Origin of the sequence: Lysobacter yananisis (genome assembly GCF_031199375.1) — a bacterium.
Classification (GTDB): domain Bacteria; phylum Pseudomonadota; class Gammaproteobacteria; order Xanthomonadales; family Xanthomonadaceae; genus Lysobacter; species Lysobacter yananisis.
Genome location: NZ_CP133568.1, coordinates 4,772,702 through 4,791,782, shown reverse-complemented (window position 1 = coordinate 4,791,782; position 19,081 = coordinate 4,772,702). Strand labels below are relative to the sequence as shown.

10 protein-coding genes are annotated in these 19,081 nt (G+C 72.1%); all 10 read left to right on the top strand.

What is annotated here, in order from left to right; all coding sequences use genetic code 11:
* Positions 1 to 69 precede the first annotated feature (69 nt).
* Positions 70 to 10,677: an SDR family NAD(P)-dependent oxidoreductase gene (locus RDV84_RS19875; protein WP_309151342.1), complete on the top strand. Its 10,608-nt coding sequence runs from the start codon at positions 70 to 72 to the stop codon at positions 10,675 to 10,677.
* A 133-nt stretch (positions 10,678 to 10,810) separates the two neighbouring features.
* Positions 10,811 to 11,041, top strand: a complete 231-nt coding sequence (locus RDV84_RS19870) for an MbtH family protein (protein WP_057947583.1) — start codon at positions 10,811 to 10,813, stop codon at positions 11,039 to 11,041.
* Positions 11,042 to 11,049: 8 nt separating this feature from the next.
* The gene (locus tag RDV84_RS19865; protein WP_309151341.1) at positions 11,050 to 11,958 is read left to right on the top strand and encodes an alpha/beta fold hydrolase; all 909 of its coding nucleotides are present in this window, start codon (positions 11,050 to 11,052) and stop codon (positions 11,956 to 11,958) included.
* 3 nt (positions 11,959 to 11,961) lie between these two features.
* Positions 11,962 to 13,083: a glycosyltransferase gene (locus RDV84_RS19860; RefSeq protein WP_309151340.1), complete on the top strand. Its 1,122-nt coding sequence runs from the start codon at positions 11,962 to 11,964 to the stop codon at positions 13,081 to 13,083.
* A 30-nt stretch (positions 13,084 to 13,113) separates the two neighbouring features.
* Positions 13,114 to 14,022 carry an ACP S-malonyltransferase gene (fabD, locus tag RDV84_RS19855; protein ID WP_309151339.1) on the top strand — a complete coding sequence of 303 codons (909 nt, stop codon included), beginning with the start codon at positions 13,114 to 13,116 and terminating at the stop codon, positions 14,020 to 14,022.
* A 58-nt stretch (positions 14,023 to 14,080) separates the two neighbouring features.
* Entirely contained in the window at positions 14,081 to 15,034 is a 954-nt protein-coding gene (locus RDV84_RS19850) for a polysaccharide deacetylase family protein (RefSeq protein ID WP_309151338.1), read from the top strand.
* The gene (locus RDV84_RS19845; RefSeq protein ID WP_057947587.1) at positions 15,031 to 15,717 is read left to right on the top strand and encodes an ABC transporter ATP-binding protein; all 687 of its coding nucleotides are present in this window, start codon (positions 15,031 to 15,033) and stop codon (positions 15,715 to 15,717) included. Before RDV84_RS19850 ends, RDV84_RS19845 begins: the two co-directional genes overlap by 4 nt.
* Positions 15,718 to 15,726: 9 nt before the next feature.
* Positions 15,727 to 16,656 (top strand): aldo/keto reductase, encoded by a 930-nt coding sequence (locus tag RDV84_RS19840; protein WP_309151337.1) that lies wholly within the window; start codon positions 15,727 to 15,729, stop codon positions 16,654 to 16,656.
* Positions 16,657 to 16,726: 70 nt separating this feature from the next.
* A complete protein-coding gene (locus tag RDV84_RS19835) occupies positions 16,727 to 17,875 on the top strand; it encodes an ABC transporter permease (protein WP_078995602.1) in 1,149 nt (382 codons plus the stop codon).
* Between the two features lie 10 nt (positions 17,876 to 17,885).
* On the top strand, positions 17,886 to 19,073 hold the full coding sequence (locus RDV84_RS19830; RefSeq protein WP_309151336.1) for an ABC transporter permease: 1,188 nt from the start codon (positions 17,886 to 17,888) through the stop codon (positions 19,071 to 19,073).
* Positions 19,074 to 19,081: the final 8 nt, after the last annotated feature.

Below are 19,081 nucleotides of genomic sequence, written 5' to 3'. Positions count from 1 at the left end.
AGGGCATGCGCGGCGCCCAACGTCGCCGCGGACCGCGCCGGGCGCGACCGTATCGAGTGGATGGACAGCATGAATCGACAAGACGTACTGCGCGATCTGCAATCGCGGCGGATCACCCCGGAACAGGCCAAGCGGCTGCTGGCCGAGGCGGCCGCGCAACCCGCGCCGGCGGCGCCATCGGCCGCCGCGGCGTCGGCCGCGCGCACGGGCCCGAGCCCAAGCGCGGACGAACGCATCGCCATCGTCGGCATGTCCGGCCGTTATCCCGGCGCCGACTCGCTCGACGCGTTCTGGGAACTGCTGTCGCAAGGCCGCAGCGGCGTGCGCACGGTGCCGGCGTCGCGCTGGGACGTGGAGCGGTTCTACGATCCGCGCCCGCAGCAGCCGGGCAAGGTCTATTGCAAGTGGCTCGGCGCGCTCGACGACGTGGAGTGCTTCGATCCGCTGTTCTTCGGCATTTCGCCGGCCGAAGCGACGGTGATGGACCCGCAGCACCGGGTGTTCCTGCAGGAAGGCTATCGCGCGTTCGAGGACGCCGGCTACGCGCCGGCGGCGCTCGACGGCGCGCGCTGCGGCGTCTACCTGGGCATCATGGGCAACGAGTACGTCGGCCTGTGCCGGCAGGCCGGCGCCGGCATCGGCGAGGCCACCGGCAATTCCTCGTCGATCGCCGCGGCGCGCATTGCCTATCACCTTAATCTGAAGGGCCCGGCGATCGCGGTCGACACCGCCTGTTCGTCCTCGCTGGTGGCCACCCACCTGGCCTGCCAGGCCTTGCTGGCCGGCGAGATCGACCTCGCCCTGGCCGGCGGGGTGACCTTGTACCTGAGCCCGGAAACCCACGTCAGCATGTGCGCCGCCGGAATGCTGTCGGCGTCCGGACGCTGCAGCGCGTTCGACGACTCCGCCGACGGTTTCGTTCCGGGCGAGGGCGTGGGCACCCTGGTGCTCAAGCGACTGAGCGACGCGATCGCCGCCGGCGACCGCATCCATGCCGTCGTGCTCGGCTCGGGCATCAACCAGGACGGGCGCACCAACGGCATCACCGCGCCCAGCGCCAAGAGCCAGGCCGACTTGCTGCGCGAGGTGTACCGCCGCCATCGCATCGATCCGGCGTCGATCAGCTACGTCGAAGCCCACGGCACCGGCACCCGGCTCGGCGATCCGATCGAGTTCGAGGCGCTGTCGACGGTGTTCGGCGAGGCCACCGCCGACCTGCATTTCTGCGCGCTGGGCTCGGTCAAGAGCAACATCGGCCACGCCTCGGCCGCCGCCGGCGTCGCCGGCGTGCACAAGACCCTGCTGGCCCTGCGCGAAAAGCGCCTGGTGCCGACCCTGCATTACAGCCGGCCCAATCCGCACGTCGAACTGCGCGGCTCGCCGTTCGTGATCAACACCGAACTGCGCGAATGGCGGGTGCCCGAGGCGAGCGCGCGCCGCGCGGCGGTCAGTTCGTTCGGCTACAGCGGCACCAATGCGCATCTGGTGCTGGAGGAATGGAACCCGGCCGAAGCGCACGCCGCGCCCCAGGCCGATGCGCGCGAGCCGCAGTTGCTGCTGCTGTCCGCGCGCGGCGCGGACGAACTGCGCGCGCAAGCGCAGGCGCTGGCGCGCTGGCTGCAACGCGACGCGGCCACGCCGCTGGCGGATGTCGCCTACACCTTGCAGGTCGGGCGCGCGGCGTTCGAGCAGCGGCTGGCGTTCGTCGCCGCCGACCGCGCCGAAGCGCTCGCGCGGCTGGAGGACTTCCTCGCCGGCCGCGCCGCGCCGGCCTCGTTCGCCGGCCGCGTCACCGCGCAGATGCGCGAATCGCATCGCGCCGATGGCGCCACGCGCGCACCGCTGCGCGCCGACGCGCAGGCGCTGGCCGGACTCGGCGAGCGCTGGGTCGGCGGATTCGACCCGGATTGGCGCGACCTGCCGCGCTCGCGGCCGGGCCGTTCCGCGCATCTTCCGACTTACGCCTTCGCCAAGGAGCGTTGCTGGGTGACGACGGGTGAGGGCGCTGGCGAATCCGGGCCGCGCAGCGAGCCCGTCATGCAGCCGCCGGCACCGCCGGTCGAGGCACCCGTGCATGGCGTCCCCGAGGCGCTCGCGGCGCTGGAACTGCTGATCGGCGATACCGAGCCGGTCGAAGCGCCGGTGCCGCAGGCGTTGGATGCGCAGGCGCGCGTCGCCATCGTCGGCGCCAGCGCGCAAGCGATGGCGCAATTCGCGCGGGTGTGGCCGCGCGCGACGGCGTTGGCGCCGCCCGCGGCGGACGCCATCGGCGCCTGGGCCGATGCGCTGCGCGCGCTGGGCCGGATCGACCGCCTCGTCTGGTTCGCCGGCGACGGCGGCGGCGAACGCGTCGACGAACTGCTCGACTACGCCGCCCGCAGCGCGCCGGTGCTGGCGTGCTTCCACGCGATCAAGGCCTTGCTCGACCAGGGCTACGGCGACGGCGCGCTGGAATGGACCTTGGTCACCCGCGATGCCGGCACCGACCCGAGCCACGCGGCCTTGCAAGGGCTGGTGGCCAGCGCGGTCAAGGAGAACGCGCAGTGGAGCCTGCGCCTGGTCGACCTGGGGCGCGAGGACGCCATCGGCGCGGCCGCCGGCATCGGCGTCGAACAACTGCTCGCCGTGCCCGCCGACACCCAGGGCCGCGGCTGGCTCTGCCACGACGGCCAATGGGCGCGCGAACGGCTGCGGCCGGTGCCGGTGCCCGCGCGCACCGACGGCGCGTTCCGCCGCGACGGCGTGTACCTGATCGTCGGTGGCGCCGGCGGCGTGGGCGAGGTATTCAGCGAGTACCTGCTGCGCCACTACCAAGCCCGCGTGGTCTGGGTCGGCCGGCGCGCCGCCGATGCCGACATCGAAGCCAAGCGCGCGCGGTTGGCCGCGCTCGGGCCGGCGCCGCTGTACCTGCAGGCCGACGCCGCCGACCCGGCGGCGCTGGCCGCGGTGCGCGTGCAGGCGTTGCGCGCGTACGGCCGGGTCGACTGCGTCGTGCATTCGGCGATCGAACTGCACGACCAGGGCCTGGCAGTCATGGACGCGGCGCGGTTCGAACGCGCGTTCGCGACCAAGGCCAGGATCGCCGCCAACCTGCTGGACGCATTCGCCGACGACGCGGCCGACGGCGTGGTGCTGTTCTCCTCGCTGGTGAGCTACTCGCGCGACGCCGGCCAGAGCAACTACAGCGCCGGCAGCCTGTACCAGGACGCGCTGGCGCGCGGTCTGGCGAGCCGCTACGGCCGCCGGGTCAAGACCCTCAACTGGGGCTTCTGGGGCGACATCGGCGCCACCGCGGGCCTGCCGCCGCGGGTGCGCGAACGCTTCGCCCAGGCCGGCATCGGCGCGCTGCGGCCGGTCGAGGCGATGGCCGCGCTGGAAGTCTTCATGCACGCCGCGCTGCCGCAGTTGGCGGCGCTGCATCGGCTGGGCGCGCAAGGCCTGCGTGTACCCGCGCCGGAGCCCGCGGCCGACGCCGCGGCAGAGCAACCGCCCGCGCCGCAAGCCGAGCGCGCGCCGCCGATCGAGCGCGAACCCGCGCTTGCCGCATCCGAACCCCGACCCGACTACGAACCCGACCAGACGGTGGCCGCCATCGACCTCGAAGCCCATGTGAAGCACACGCTGCTCGCGCAGCTGGCCGCAATCCTCAAGCTGGCGCCGGAGCGCATCGATCCGGACAGCGCGTTCGCCGGCTACGGCGTCGACTCGATCAGCAGCGTGCGGATCGTGCGCGCGCTCAACGACGCGCTCGGCATCGAACTGGCCGGCACCAGCCTGTTCGACCACAGCTCGGTCAACAAGCTCGTGCGGCATGTGCTGCAGGACCACGACACCGCGCAGCTGCAGGCCGCGGCGCGCGCCGCGCTGCCGCAGCCGGTCGCGGCGCCGGCAGCGTCGGCGCAGCCGGCCGCCGATACCGACCGCCGGGCGACGCCGGCGGCCAACGACGCCTCGGCCGACAGCGATGCGCGTGCGCAACCCGCGGCGCAGCGCAGCGGCGCGGCCGCCGCGCCGGGCCCGATCGCCATCGTCGGCATGAGCGGGCGCTTCCCGCAGTCGCCCGACCTGCAGACGCTGTGGGCGCACCTGGCCGCGGGCGATGAGGTGACCGAGCCGATCACCCGTTGGCGGATCGATTCGCTAGGCCTGCCCGACGACATCAAGGTCTGCCCGCGCGGCGGCTTCCTCGGCGACATCGACCAGTTCGATCCGCTGTTCTTCAACATCTCCGGCACCGAAGCCAACTTCATGGATCCGCAGCACCGGGTGCTGCTGGAAACCTCGTGGCATGCGCTGGAAGACGCCGGCTACGCGGGGCAGGGCATCGCCGGCGCGCGTTGCGGCGTCTACATGGGCTTCAACGGCGGCGACTACGGCGAACTGCTGCACGGCCAACCCTCGCTGCCGCCGCACGCGATGTGGGGCAACGCGGCCTCGGTGTTGTCGGCGCGCATCGCCTATTACCTGGACCTGCAAGGTCCGGCGATCACCCTGGACACCGCCTGTTCGAGCTCGCTGGTGGCCGTGCACCTGGCCTGCCAGGGCCTGTGGACCGGCGAGACCGACGTGGCCCTGGCCGGCGGCGTCTGGATCCAGTGCACGCCCGGTTTCCTGATTTCCTCCAGCCGCGCCGGCATGCTCTCGCCGACCGGCCGTTGCCGCGCGTTCGGCGACCAGGCCGACGGCTTCGTGCCGTCGGAAGGCGTCGGCGTGGTCGTGCTCAAGCGCCTGCAGGACGCGCTCGACGCCGGCGACCACATCTACGGCGTGATCCGCGGCAGTGCGATCAACCAGGACGGCGCCAGCAACGGCATCACCGCGCCCAGCGCCGGCGCGCAGGAACGCCTGCAGCGCCACGTCTACGACAGCTTCGGCATCGACGCCGGCCGCCTGCAGATGGTCGAGGCGCACGGCACCGGCACCATCCTCGGCGATCCGATCGAGGCCGCGGCGCTGAGCCGCTCGCTGCGCCACTACAGCGACCGCACCGGCTTCTGCGCGATCGGTTCGATCAAGACTAACATCGGCCACACCGGCGCCGCCGCGGGCGTGGCCGGGCTGATCAAGGTGTTGTTGTCGCTGCAGCACCGGCAGATTCCGCCGTCGCTGCACTTCGACCGGCCCAACCCGCACATCGCCTTCGCCGACAGTCCGCTGACGGTCAACACCCAACTCAAGCATTGGGAAGCGCCCGCCGCCGGCCGCCGTCTGGCTGCGGTGAGTTCGTTCGGTTTGAGCGGCACCAACGCCCATGTGGTGGTCGAAGAGGCGCCGCCCGCGGCCGCCGCCGCGAGCGCCGCGCAGCCGACCTTGCTGGTGCTGTCGGGCTTCCGCGAAGAAGACCTGCCGGCGCAGGCCGCGGCGCTGGCCGAGCACCTGGAGCACGAGCGCGCGCTGGATCTGGCCGCGGCCGGCTACACCCTGGCGGTCGGCCGTCGCCATCATCGCCATCGCCTGGCCCTGGTCGCGCACGACGCGGCCGATGCGGCGGCCGAACTGCGTCGCTGGCTCGCCGGCGGTTCCGCGCGCGTGCTGGCGGGCACCGCTGCCGCCGGCAACGGCGGCGACGAACGCTTCGCGCCGGCGCGGCAGCGCCTGCACGCGTTGGCGCAGGCCCGCGACGACGGCGAGCGCGCGCGATTGCTGGCGGAACTGGCCGCGCTGCACGTGCAAGGCCTCGCGCCCGAGTTGGGTTCCGCGTTCGCCTCGCAGCGGCGCGTCGCGCTGCCGCTGTACCGTTTCTCGCGCAAGCGTCATTGGGTGCCCGAGCGCGCGCAGCCGCGCGTCGACGCCGCTGCGGCGCCGGTCGCGGCCGCCGTCGCGCCTGCGGCTGTAGTGCCGGCGCCCGCGCCGTCCGTCGCGCCCGCGACGGCTGCGCCGCCCAGCGCGGTTTCGCCGGCCCCGAAGCCGGCCGCCGCTAACGTCGCCGGCGTCGTCGCCACGGCCGCGCCGCTGCATCCGTTCGTGCACGCCGCGATCGCCGGCGCCGACGGCCCGCGTTACGCCACGCGCTGGAGCGGCCAGGAGCCGTTCCTGCGCGACCATGTCGTCCAGGGCGCGCCGATGCTGCCTGGCGCGGCCTGCCTGGAAATGGCGCGCGCCGCGGCGGAACTGGCGCGTCCGGGCCAGCGCGCGCGGCAACTGCGCAATGTGGTGTGGCTGCGGCCGCTGGCCGTGGCCGAGCCGGTGGACTTGCAGGTCGCGCTGGAGCCGGTGCCGGCGCGCGACAACGAACTCGCGTTCCGCATCCTCGGCGCGGGCAGCGACACGCCGCATTGCCAGGGCCGGGTGGTCCTGGACGCGGCGCCCGGGCGCGGTTCGTTCGTCGATGTCGGCACCCTGCGCATGCGCTGCGACCTGCGCACGCTCAAGGGCGGCGACTACTACCGCGTGTTCGACCTGATGGGCCTGGCCTACGGCGAGAGCTATCGCGGCATCGAGCGCGCGTTCGTCGGCGAAAACCAGTTGCTGGCCCAGATCCGGCTGCCGGCCGCGGCGGCGCAGGAGGGCTTCCACCTGCACCCGAGCCTGCTCGACAGCGCGCTGCAGGCCTCGATCGGCTTCGAGATCGGCGACGGCCGCGAGGAGCGTCCGAGCGACGGCGCCGCGCCGCGTTCGCTGATGCTGTTCGCGCTCGACCAGATCGAACTGTACGGCCCGTGCACCGAACAGATGTGGGTGTGGATCCGCCGCGATCCCCGCGGCAACGGCAACAAGCTCGATATCGATCTGTGCGAGCCGACCGGACGGGTGGTGGCGGCGCTGCGCGGAGTGACTTCGCGCGAAGCCGGCGCGCCGCAGCGGCCGGCCGCGGCCGCCAGCGCATCGGCGGCGACGCGTCCCGCGCAAGCCCCGTCGCCGCAGCCGGCGCCTTCCGCGCCGGCACCCGTCGCGGCGCCGGCGTCTGCCGGCGCGCACGGAGAAGCCTTCCCCGGTGGCGACCGGGTCGGCGCGCTGACCCTGGCGCCCGCCTGGGAGCCGGCCGCGCCGCCGCAGGCCGAGGCCTGGCCGCAGGAGAAGGCCAACGTCGTCGTCATCGGCGGCGACGAGACCCAGTTCGCGCAGCTGCGCAAGCGCCATCCGCGCGCGCGCCACCTGCCCGCGGCGATCGCCGACACCGCCGACCGCGCCGCCGAGGAACTGCGCGCCGCCGGCAACATCGAACACCTGTTCTGGCTGGCGCCGCCGTCGCAGGCGCGCGCGGTCGACAGCGAAAGCATCGTGGTCGATCAGCAGCGCGGGGTGATGGCCACGTTCCGCCTGGTCAAGGCGCTGCTCAAGCTCGGCTATGCCGGCAAGCCGCTCGGCCTGACCGTGGTCACCGCCGGCAGCCAGCCGGTGGCGGACGGCGAGCCGCTCGATCCGACCCACGCCGGCGTGCACGGCTTGATCGGCACCCTGGCCAAGGAATATCCGGACTGGCGCGTGCGCCTGGTCGATGTGCAAGCCGGCCAGCCGTGGCCGCTGGACGCGCTGCTGGCGCTGCCGGCCGACCGCGACGGCAACGCCTGGGCGCATCGCCACGGCCGCTGGCACCGCCAGCGCTGGATCCAGTGCGCGCTGCCGGAACCCGAGCAGACCGCGTTCCGCCGCAACGGCGTGTACGTCGTGGTCGGCGGCGCCGGCGGCATCGGCGAGGCCTTCAGCGAATACCTGATCCGGCGCTACGCCGCGCAGGTGGTGTGGATCGGCCTGCGCAAGCGCGACGAGATCGTGGAAGAGAAGATCGGCCGCCTGTCCCAGCTGGGCCCGGCACCGCACTACGTCTCCGCCGACGCCACCGACCAGCCGTCGCTGGAGCGCGCCTGCGCCGACATCGAACGCCGCTTCGGCACCGTCCACGGCGTGGTCCACGCCGCGCTGCTGATGGCCGGCGATCCGCTCGAACGCATGGACGAGCAGCGCTTCTGGCGCGGGCTGGCGGCCAAGATCGAAGTGTCGGTGCGCATGGCCCAGGCGTTCGCCCACCTGCCGCTGGACTTCGTGCTGTTCTTCTCTTCGATCCAGGCGCTGGAAAAAACCCCGCGCCAGGCCAACTACGCCGCCGGCTGCACGGTCGAGGACGCGTACGCGGCGCTGCTGGCGCAGCAATGGCGCTGCCCGGTGCGGGTGGTCAACTGGGGCTACTGGGGCAGCGTCGGTTTCGCGGCGATTTCCAGCGGCTACCGCAACTGGATCGCGCAGGCCGGCATGGGCTCGGTGGAACCGGCCGAGGGCATGGCCGCGCTGGAGCGGCTGCTGGCCGGTCCGCTGCGCCAGTTCGCCTTCCTCAAGACCCGGCGCGAGGACGCGCTGACCGGCGTGCAGTTCTCCGACGACCGCCTGTGGCGCGTCGGCGCGACCGCGCCGGTGGTGCCGCTGGACGCGCCGGTCGATCTCGATCCGGCCGGCCTGGCCGGGCAGGGGCTGCCCGCGCGCTTCGAGGGCCTGTTGCTGGAACTGCTGCGCCACGAACTCGACGCGCTGGGCGTGTTCGCCGCCGCGACCGCGCAAGCGCGCGAGGCCTTGATCGCGCCGCAGTACCGCGCCTGGTTGCGGCATACGCTGGACCTGCTCGCCGAGCACGGGCTGGCGGCGCGGCGCGGCGAGGCCTGGCACGCCGCCGGGCCCGCGTCCGCGTCTTCGCCGTGGCAGGAGTGGGAACGCAACGCGCCGCAATGGCTGGACAGCGCGGAACTGGCCGCGCCGGTGCGCCTGGCCGAGGCGACCCTGCGCGAACTGGGCCCGGTGCTGACCGGCCAGCGCGCCGCCACCGACGTGCTGTTCCCGAAGTCCTCGCCGCATCTGGTCGAGGGCATCTACCGCGACAGCCCGGTGCCGGACTATTTCAACAAGGTGCTGTGCAGCGCGGTCGTGCGCTACATCGAGCGCCGCCGCCGGATCGATCCGGACGTGCGCCTGCGCATCCTGGAGATCGGCGCCGGCACCGGCGGCACCACCGCGCCGCTGGTGCGGGCGCTGGAGCCTTACGCGTCCTGCGTCGCCGAATACCGCTTCACCGACATCTCGCGTTCGTTCGCGCTGGCGGCCCAGGACGAGTACGCGCAGCGGGCGCCGTACATGAGCTACGGCAGTTTCGACGTGGAACGCGCGGCGGCGGCGCAGGGCATCGACGTGGGCGGTTTCGACATCGTGGTCGCCGCCAACGTGCTGCACGCCACCGGCGACATCGCCCGCACCCTGCGCAACGCCAAGGCCGCGCTCAAGCGCAACGGCCTGCTGGTGTTGAACGAGGTGTGCGCGACCAGCCTGTTCGCCCACGTCACCTTCGGCCTGCTCAAGGGTTGGTGGCTGTACGAGGACGCGCACCTGCGCATTCCCGGTTCGCCGGCGCTGTCGCCGGAGTCGTGGCGCGCGGTGCTGGCCGAACAGGGCTTCGGCGCGATCGGCCTGCCGGCCGAGGGCGCGCGCTCGCTCGGGCAGCAGATCGTGCTGGCGAGCAGCGACGGCTGGATCCGCCAGCCTGTCGGCGCTCAAGTCGTGGCCGTGCAGGCGGGCGAGGCGTCGCGTGCGCCCGAACCCGTCGCCGCTGCGAAAGCGAGGCCCGTCGCGGAATCGGCGCCGGTCGCGCCGGCCGCGCCCGCGGCCGAGGACGAAGAGGCGGCGATCCGCCGCATCGTCCGCGACGCCCTGATCGCGACGCTGGACCTGCCGGCGCACGAACTGCGCGACGACGCGCCGCTGACCGACTACGGACTGGACTCGATGCTGGCGGTGCAGACCGTGGAGGTGCTCAACACCACCGCGGGCACCGAGCTGACCACCACCAGCCTGTTCGACCACCCCAGCATCGACGCGGTGGTGGACCACTTGCTGTCGCTGCGGCCGCGCAACGCGTCGGTCGCGGCGTCGGTCGCGAACGAACCGGCGAACGCGGTCGCCAGCCGCGTGGCGCCGCCGGCCGCTGCGCCGGTCGCCGCGCCGCAACCTCAGCCGCAAGCTGCGGTGCAGGCGCCGGCACCTACCGCGCCGGTCGCGGCCAGCGCCGGCATCGCCCAGGCCATCGCCCAGGCGCTGGTCGAGATCGCCGGCATCGACAGCGGCGACATCCGCGGCGATGCGGAGTTCGTCGACTACGGCATCGACTCGATGCTGGCGGTGCAGATCGTCGAAGCCTTGAACCGGCGGCTGGTGGTCGAGCTGACCACCACCAGCCTGTTCGACTATCCGACCATCGACGCCCTGGTCGCGCACTTGCTGGCCAGCGCCAGCCATGGCGCGGTCGCGGCGCAGCCGTCGCAGCCGCAAGCGTCGCAATCGTGGACGCCGTCGGCACCGCAGTCGCAACCCGCACCGCAACCGCAACTCGCACCGCAAGCGGCCGTCGCCGCGCCTGCGCCGCAGCCCGCGCGCAGCGGCGGCCTGCGCGAGCGGGTGCGGCAGGAACTGCTCGCGGTGCTGGCGATCGACGCCGCCGACTTCGACCCGGCCACGCCGTTCACCGACTACGGCATGGATTCGATGCTGGCGGTGCAATGGGTCGAACGCCTCAACCAGTCGCTGCGGCTGGAGCTGACCACGACCGCGCCGTTCGACCATCCGACCCTGGACGCGCTGATGCAGCACATCGGCGAAGACCATGCCGAGGACGCGGCGGCGGCGGACGAAAGCGTCGCGCCGACGCCGCAGGCCGCGCCGGCGAAGCGCCGCGAGCAACCGATGAGTTACACGATATGAGCCGGTCGCGACAGGCCGGACGATGCCTGCGCGGCCGTGGACTCGGCCGCCCGGCAGCCACTAGTATGGGCGCGCAAAAGTCGTGCCTTCCTTGCATGCGCGGGCTGCGTCCCGCCGAGAATCCGAGGTAACGATGTCCGAGCCCGATTCGTCCGAGGACTTCATCGTCCTGATCAACGACGAAGAGCAGTACTCGCTCTGGTCGCAATCGATCCCGGTCCCGCCCGGCTGGCGCGTGGCGCACGGCCCGGCCGCGCGGCAGGCGTGCCTGGACTACGTGGACGAGGTCTGGAAGGACCTCACGCCGCGCAGCGTCCGCCTGCGCTTGCAGCAGGCCGCCGACACCGGTCGCGCGGCCGAATGACGGTGGCGATGAGCGATCCGTCCGCCGTTCCGGCCGGCGCCGCGCCTGCGCGCGAAGCCGGCATGCGCGTGCAGGTCGGCGACGGCGTGGGCGTGCACGTGCGCACCTGGGGCGAACGCCCGCCGTCGTTGTTGCTGGTGCACGGCTTCAGCCACGGCGGTTTCGTCTGGCGCTCGCTGGCCGCGGCGATGCCCGAATACGGTCTGGCCGCGCCGGACCTGCGCGGCCACGGCGATTCCGACCACGATCCGTCGCGTCGCTATTCCATCGCCGCGCACGTGTCCGACCTGATCGAAGTGGCGCGCGCGCTGGACCTGCGCGATTACCTCCTGGTCGGCCATTCGCTCGGCGCCTCGGTGGCGACGCTGGCGGCGCAACGCCTGCCGCGCCCGCCGCGCGCGGTGGTGCTGGTGGACGGCGGGCCGGGCCTGAGTCCGACCGCGTCGGCGCACATCCGCGAGGAGTTCCTGCGCTTGAAGTTCCGCTATCGCTCGCCGGACGAATATCTGGAGTACCTGCAGGCGACCATGCCGCTGGTGCCGCCGCCGTTGTTGCAGGCGCTGGCCGTGGACGCGCTGGAGCGGCTGGGCCCCGAGGAGTATCGGCTCAAGGCCGATCGCGCGCTGGGCTACCAGGATCAGGCCGCCTCGGTCGAGGACGAACTGTGGCAGGGCCTGCGCGAGATCCGCGTGCCGCTGTTGCTGGTGCGCGGCGCCGCCTCGGCGCTGTGCGGCAAGCGCTGGTGCGAGGAGTTCTCCGCGCGCGTGCCGCAGGCCGAGGTCGAATCGGTGCAGCGCGCCGGCCATGCGGTCATGCTCGACAATCCGTCGCGCTTCAACGCGTTGCTGCGCCAGTACGCGGCGCAGCGGCTGGCGCCGCGCGGCGCCGCGCCGCTTCACGTCCAAGAGGCGGTTTGAACGATGCTCTGGCATGCCGTCATCACCCGTTTCAGCTACCGCCACACCACCTCGGCGGCCGGCCTCAACGGCGTCCTGGTCTCGCTGCTGCGGCGCGATCCGCTGGAGCCCAAGCGCTTGGCGCTGCGCTACTCGCTGTTCGAGCTGACCTGCCTGCCGTCGCTGCTGGGCCAGACCTCGCAGGACTTCGACTGGTTCATCGTCGTCGATCGCGACCTGCCGCCGTCGTGGCGCGAACGCCTGCAGGCGCTGGTCGCCGGCCGCCCGCGCACGCATCTGTACGACTACGATCCGGCCCAGGACCTCACCGAGACCGGCTGGCTGCAACCGTACGCGCCGGCGCAGACCACCCGCCTGCTGACCACGATCCTCGACGACGACGACGCGCTGCCGGCGGACTTCGTCGAGCAGATGCAGCGCACCGTGGCCCAGCGCGAAGCCGAGCTGGCGCCGATCGCGACCCTGGCCAGCCGCAAGAGCCGGCAATGGGAGCTGGTCCACAGCCGGCGCGCGCCGCTGGGCTACCGCTGCGCCTGGCACCGCGGCGACTGGGTGCTGTCCACCGGCCTGTCGCTGCTGTGCCGCTGGCCGCAGCACCGGCTGACGGTGCTGGCGATCCACCATCAGGTCGCCGACCTGTGGTTCCTGCCCGAGCGCGGCCCGGCGCTGATGCAGTTGCTGCAGCAGCGCTGGTCGCTCAACGACGCCCGCGCGGTGGAAGCCACCGCGTTCATCGCCGGGCGCATGGACGACTTCCAGCAGCGCGCGCAGGCCTGCGTCGACGGCGAAGCCGGCGCCGACGCGGCCGACGCGGCGGGCGAGGGCGCGTTGCGCTTCGTCGACCTCAGCGACACGGTCGAGGCGTTCGTGGTCAGCAACCACTTCGGCAACGATCAGGTGCTGCGGTTGTTCGAACCCAAGCCCGACCGCGAGCCGGTCAGCGGGCCGCAGGACTTTCCCGGCGTGCCGATCGACTTCGCCCGTTTCCGCGGCAACGCCCGCGCCTTCGGCAAGCGCCCCCGCGTCTACCGCGAACTGGTGCGCGAGCTGTGGTCGCGGCCGATGCCGTGGTGGCCGCGCCTGCGCATGGTCGCGTGGGCGAGCTGGCGTTTCGCCCGCGCCTGAGGCCGCCACGATGACGCGAAGGAGCGGCGCATGCCGGCGATGACCCAGGCGATGACCCAGGCGATGATCTTTCCCGGGCAGGGCGCCCAGAAAGCCGGAATGGGCGGCGAGCTGTTCGATCTGCCCGACTATGCGGCGATCGAAGCGCAGGCCGACGCCTTGCTCGGCTATTCGTTGCGCGGTGCCTGCCAGGACGCGCAAAAGCTCGCCGATACCCGCTACACCCAGCCGTGCCTGTACATGGTCAACGCCTTGCACGGCATTCGCGCCTTGCGCGAGGGGGCCGCGCCGGCGTTCCTGGCCGGGCACAGCCTGGGCGAGTACAACGCCCTGCACGCGGCCGGCGCGTTCGACCTGATGACCGGCCTGCGCCTGGTGCAACGGCGCGGCGAACTGATGGCGCAGGCCAGCGGCGGGGCGATGGCCGCGGTACTCGGGCTCGAGGCCGGACGCATCATCGAACTGATGATGGCCCACGGCCTGGACGCGGTGGACATCGGCAACTACAACGCGCCCACCCAGACCGTGGTGTCCGGTCCGCGCGACGAGATCGAGCGCGCCTTGCCGCTGTTCGAGGCCGCCGGCGCTGGCGCCTGCGTGCGCCTGGCGGTCAGCGGCGCGTTCCATTCGCGGATGATGCACGAAGCGGCGCGCGCCTACGCCGGATTCCTCGACGGTTTCGCGTTTTCCCCGTTGCGCCTGCCGGTGATGTCCAACGTCACCGGCACCTTCTATCCGGCGCAGGCGCCCAGCGCGGTGATCGCCTCGCTGCTGGTGCGCCAGATCGTGCGGCCGGTGCTGTGGGTCAAATGCGTGCAGGGGCTGTTGCGCGCCGGGGCGACCTCGTTCGTCGAAGCCGGGCCCGGCAACGTGCTGACCCGCCTGATCGCGCAGATCCGCGCCGCCGCGCCGAGCGACGAACGCGCCGCGGTCACGTAGCGCCACGACTTCCCTCCATTCAACCGCCGCACGCCGATCACTCCCGGACAGCCAGCAGATGCGAACCGATTCGAGCCACGGTAACGCCGTCATCCTGATGTACCACCGCATCGCCGACGACGGCACCGAGCTGTGCGTGTCGCCGGCCGAGTTCCGCGCCCACCTCGCGGTGCTGCGCGAGGAAGGTTGTCGGGTGCTGCCGTTGCAGGAGCTGACGCAGGCGCTGGCGCGCGGCGACGCGCCGCCGCGCAGCGTCGCGATCACCCTGGACGACGGCTACCTCGACGCGCTGACCGAGGCCGCGCCGCTCCTGCGCGAGTTCGAATACCCGGCCACGTTCTTCATCATCACCGCGACCCTCGACGGCCCCGCCGAGTTCTGGTGGGAAACCCTGCAGCGGGTGTTCGACCATCCGGCGCTGCCGGCCGAACTCGATGCCGAGCTGGCCGGCACGCAGGCGCCGCTGCCGCTGGACACGCCCGAGCAGCGCCGCGCCGCTTTCGATACGGTGCGCCGCCCGTTCTACGCGTGGACGCCGCAGCAGCGGCGCGAGCGCATCGCCGCGCTGCTCGCCTGGAGCGGATTGACCGCGGCCGACGGCACCGGGCCGGTGCGCGCGATGACGCCCGAAGAACTGCGCCATCTCGATGCGATGCCGGGCATGGAACTGGGCGCGCACACCGAGAACCACTTGTTGCTGCCGGCGCATGCGCTGCCGATCAAGGAACAGGAATTGCTGCTGTGCCGGCAGCGGCTGGAAGCGCTGCTGGGGCGCGAGGTGCGCTCGCTGTCGTATCCCTACGGCGCCTTCGACGAGGAATCGGTGCGCGCGGCCCAGCGCGCCGGCTTCGCCGCGGCGGTGACTACCGGCAACCAGCCCGCATCCGCGCACAGCCACCCGCTGGTGCTGCCGCGTTGCGCGGTGCAGGCCGGCGACGACCTGCGCGCGCGGCTGCGCGAATTGTTCGCGGCGGCGCCGCAGGCGCACCACTACGACCGGTCCTTCGCATGAGCCTGGTGTCGGTGCGCAACCTGCGCAAGTCCTACGGGCTCGGCGCCAACAGCGTCGAGGTCCTGCACGGGGTCGATCTCGACGTCGCCGAAGGCGAGTTCGTCGCGCTGATGGGGCCGTCGGGTTCGGGCAAGTCGACCCTGCTCAACTTGATCGCCGGCCTCGACAAGCCCAGCGCCGGCGAACTGACCGTCGCCGACGCGCGCATCGGCGAGATGAGCGCGACCGAACTGGCGCGTTGGCGCGGCCGCCACATCGGCTTCGTGTTCCAGCTCTACCACCTGATGCCGACCCTGACCGCCGCGCAGAACGTGGAAGTGCCGTTGCTGCTCAGCGGCCTCGACGCCGCGCGGCGCCGGCGCCAGGCGCGCATCGCGCTGGAGGTGGTCGGCCTGTCGCACCGCATCGACCACAAGCCGGCGCAGCTGTCCGGCGGCCAGCAGCAGCGCGTGGCGATCGCCCGCGCCATCGTCACCGACGCGCCGCTGCTGGTCTGCGACGAGCCCACCGGCGACCTCGACCGCGCCAGCGCCGACGAAGTCCTGGACCTGCTCGGCGCGTTCAACCGCGAGCACGGCAAGACCATCGTCATGGTCACCCACGATCCGGCGGCGGCGGCGCGGGCGACGCGCCAGCTGCACCTGGACAAGGGGCGCGCCGTCGACGCCCCGGCGACCCACTGAGGCCCGCGCGTGCGCTATTCCTTTCTCGGCTCGACCGGACTCAAAGTCTCCGAACTGTGCCTGGGCGCGACCGAGTTCGGCGGCAGCACCCCGGCCGACGAAGCGCGGCGGATCTGGGCGCGCTGCCTCGACGCCGGGGTCAACTTCGTCGACACCGCCGATTTCTCGCCGGAAAGCGAGCGCCTGCTCGGCGAGTGGATCGGCGACCGGCGCGATCAGTTGGTGATCTCGAGCAAGGTGTTCCGCCGCACCGGTCCCGGGCCGAACCAGGTCGGGCTGTCGCGCAAGCACATCGTGCAGTCCTGCGAAGCCTCGCTGCGCCGGCTCAAGACCGAGTACATCGATCTGTACTTCGCCCATTCCGACGATTTCCTGACTCCGTTGGAAGAAACCCTCGGCGCGTTCGATCAATTGGTGCGCCAGGGCAAGGTGCTGTACCTGGGCGCGTCCAACTACACCGCCTGGCGCCTCAACGAGGCGTTGTGGACCGCGCAAGGCAACGGCTGGGCGCGCTACTGCTGCGTGCAGGCGCTGTACAACCTGCATCAGCGCGACATCGAGGCCGAACTGCTGCCGATGTGCGCGCACAAGGGGCTCGGCGCGATCGCCTGGAGTCCGCTGGCGCGCGGCGCCCTGACCGACGCCAAGGTCGGGCGCGAGGCCGCGCCTGCGGCGGTGGATGCGGCGCTGGCGCAGGTCGCCGAGCAACTGGGCCGCCCGCGCGCGCAGGTGGCGCTGCGCTGGGCCTTGAACCGCGCCGGCATGAACGCGGTGGCGATGGGGCCGTCCAGCCTGGCCCAGGCCGAGGAGAACCTCGGCGCCCGCGATCTGGAGTTGGACGCCGGGCAGATGGCCGCGTTGGACGCCGCCGGCGCGCCGCGGCGGCCGTATCCGGCCAACCTGGAGCCGCTGGCGCGCGCCTTGCGCAACGACGATTGAGCCGCGGACGGGCAGGGCCCGTCCGGTACATCCCCGGAACCGACGCATCGATGGAGTACCGAGCCGAACCATGAACCACTTGTTGCTGATCTGGAAGGGACTGTGGCGAAAGCCGGTGCGCACCGCGTTGACCTTCGCGTCGATGACGGTGGCGTTCCTGTTGTTCGGGCTGCTCAACGGCATCAACCAGGGACTGGACCACGTCACCGAGCGCTTCCATCTCGACCGCCTGTACGTGATGAACCGGATCAGCATGTACCACCCGCTGATCCTGCCGTTCGCGCAACAGGTGGAGAAGATCCCCGGGGTGGAGGACGTCGCCTACTGGGCCTACTTCGTTGGTTATTACCAGCGGCCGACGGTGCAGTTGCCGATCGTGGCCGCGGACGTGCCGCGCATGTTCCGCATGTATCCGGAACTGAAGCTGCCGCGCAGCCAGTTGCAGACCATGGGCATCGTCAAATCCGGCGCGGTGATCAGCAAGAGCCTGGCCAAGCGCTTCGGCTGGAAGATCGGCGACCGGGTCCCGATCAAGTCGGCGATCTGGCCGCGCAAGGACGGCGGCGACATCTGGTACTTCGATATCGTCGGCATCTACGAGCCGGCCGAGGCGTCGCCGGCGCTCAACGACCTGTTCTTCGTCAACCTCGACTACTTCGACGAGGCGCGCGCGTTCGGCGCCGGCCAGGTGCATCTGATGATCGTGCGGGTGAACGACGAGAAACGCAGCGGCGCGATCGCCCAGGCGATCGACAAGTTGGCCGAGAACTCGCCGCTGCAGACCCGCACCCGCACCGAGAACGCCTACGCCGCGGTGCAGTGGCGGCAGATCAACGACCTGCGCACGGTCGGCAACTTCATCATCGGCGCGGTCCTGTTCACCCTGCTGGTGGTCAGCGCCAGCACCATGATGCAGTCGGTGCGCCAGCGCTTCGCCGAACTGGCGGTGCTGATGACCCTGGGCTTCACTCCGGCGCGCATCGCCGGGCTGATCCTCGGCGAGGCCTTGCTGCTGAGCCTGATGGCGGCGGTCGCCGGTTTCGGCCTGGCCGCGCTGGCGTTCCCGGCGGTGGCCGAGTTGTTCGGCGCGATGCGCATGCAGCCCAGCGTGTTCGTCGGCGGGCTGGCGATCGCGCTCGGCATCGCCCTGGTCAGCGCCTTGCTGCCGATCGTGCGGGCGATGCGCTTCAGCCTCGTCGCCGCGTTGTCCGGACGCTGAGGAGGTGCGCATGCGAATGCTCAGACTGATCGCGCAGGCCGCGCTGATGAACCTGCAAGGACTGTCGCGCCGGCGCCTCAACGCGCTGGTGATGGTGGTCAGCATCGCCGGCGCGGTGGCGGTGTTTTCCGGCGTGCTGGCGATGAACGCCGGCCTGGACGGGGCCATGCGCGACGCCGGCCGGCCCGACCGGGCGATCGTGCTGCGCGCCGGCTCGACCGTGGAGATCGCCAGCGCGATCTCGCTCGACGACGTGCGCGCGATCCAGAACTCGACCCAGGTGCGCAAGAACGCTGACGGCACCGTGTTGCTGACCGCCGAAGCGGTCGGCCCGATCACCCTGGTGGAGAAGTCCAGCGGGCTGGAGGTCAACGGCACCATCCGCGGCGTCGGCCCCGAGATGCTGGCGGTGCGCCCGGAGATCGAGCTGGTGGCCGGGCGCATGTTCGAGCCCGGCAAGTTCGAGGTCGTGGTCGGCCGCCAGGCGATGGAGCAGTTCCAGGGCCTGACCCTGGGCGGGCAGGTCGCCGCTTACGGCACCCAGTGGAAGATCGTCGGCGTGTTCGCGGCGCGGCACAGCATGCGCGAATCCGAACTGATGGCCGACGCGACCGTGGTCATGGACGTCAGCCGCCGGCCGATGTTCCAGAACGTCACCGTGGTGTTGCCCGACGCCGCCGGCGTGGCCGGGTTCAAGCAGGCCGTCGCCGCCAACCCCGGCATCGCCATGGACGTGTTCAGCGAGCCGGAGTTCCTGCAGCGCGAATCGCGCAGCCTCAACGGCCTGCTCGGCTTCATGGCCTACGTGATGGGCGGGATCATGGCGCTGGGCGCGATGTTCGTGGCGATCAACGCGATGTATTCCAGCATCGACGACCGCCGCCGCGAGATCGCCACCTTGCGCGCGCTCGGTTTCCCGCCGCTGGTGGTGGTCAGTTCGATCGTGGTCGAGGCTGCGCTGCTGGCGCTGCTCGGCGGCGCGCTCGGCGCGGTCCTGGCCGCATTGGTGGCCGGCGGCCGCACGGTCAGCACCGCGGTCGGCGCGGACCTGCGCCAGCTGGTGTTCGACGTGTCGATGACCCCGTCGGTGGTGCTGCAGGGCATCGCCGCGGCGCTGGCCATCGGCGTGGTCGGCGGGCTGGTGCCGGCGATCCGCGCGGTGCGCAGCCAGGTCGTGGACGACCTGCGCGCGATATGAGTCCGATA

What these genes read in the sequence shown, in the direction of transcription:
- RDV84_RS19850 (WP_309151338.1), top strand. Translation starts at nt 14,081, where the DNA reads ATGCGAACCGATTCGAGCCACGGTAACGCCGTCATCCTGATGTACCAC.
- RDV84_RS19830 (WP_309151336.1), top strand. Translation starts at nt 17,886, where the DNA reads ATGCGAATGCTCAGACTGATCGCGCAGGCCGCGCTGATGAACCTGCAA.
- RDV84_RS19860 (WP_309151340.1), top strand. Translation starts at nt 11,962, where the DNA reads ATGCTCTGGCATGCCGTCATCACCCGTTTCAGCTACCGCCACACCACC.
- RDV84_RS19845 (WP_057947587.1), top strand. Translation starts at nt 15,031, where the DNA reads ATGAGCCTGGTGTCGGTGCGCAACCTGCGCAAGTCCTACGGGCTCGGC.
- RDV84_RS19865 (WP_309151341.1), top strand. Translation starts at nt 11,050, where the DNA reads ATGAGCGATCCGTCCGCCGTTCCGGCCGGCGCCGCGCCTGCGCGCGAA.
- RDV84_RS19875 (WP_309151342.1), top strand. Translation starts at nt 70, where the DNA reads ATGAATCGACAAGACGTACTGCGCGATCTGCAATCGCGGCGGATCACC.
- RDV84_RS19835 (WP_078995602.1), top strand. Translation starts at nt 16,727, where the DNA reads ATGAACCACTTGTTGCTGATCTGGAAGGGACTGTGGCGAAAGCCGGTG.
- RDV84_RS19870 (WP_057947583.1), top strand. Translation starts at nt 10,811, where the DNA reads ATGTCCGAGCCCGATTCGTCCGAGGACTTCATCGTCCTGATCAACGAC.
- fabD (WP_309151339.1), top strand. Translation starts at nt 13,114, where the DNA reads ATGCCGGCGATGACCCAGGCGATGACCCAGGCGATGATCTTTCCCGGG.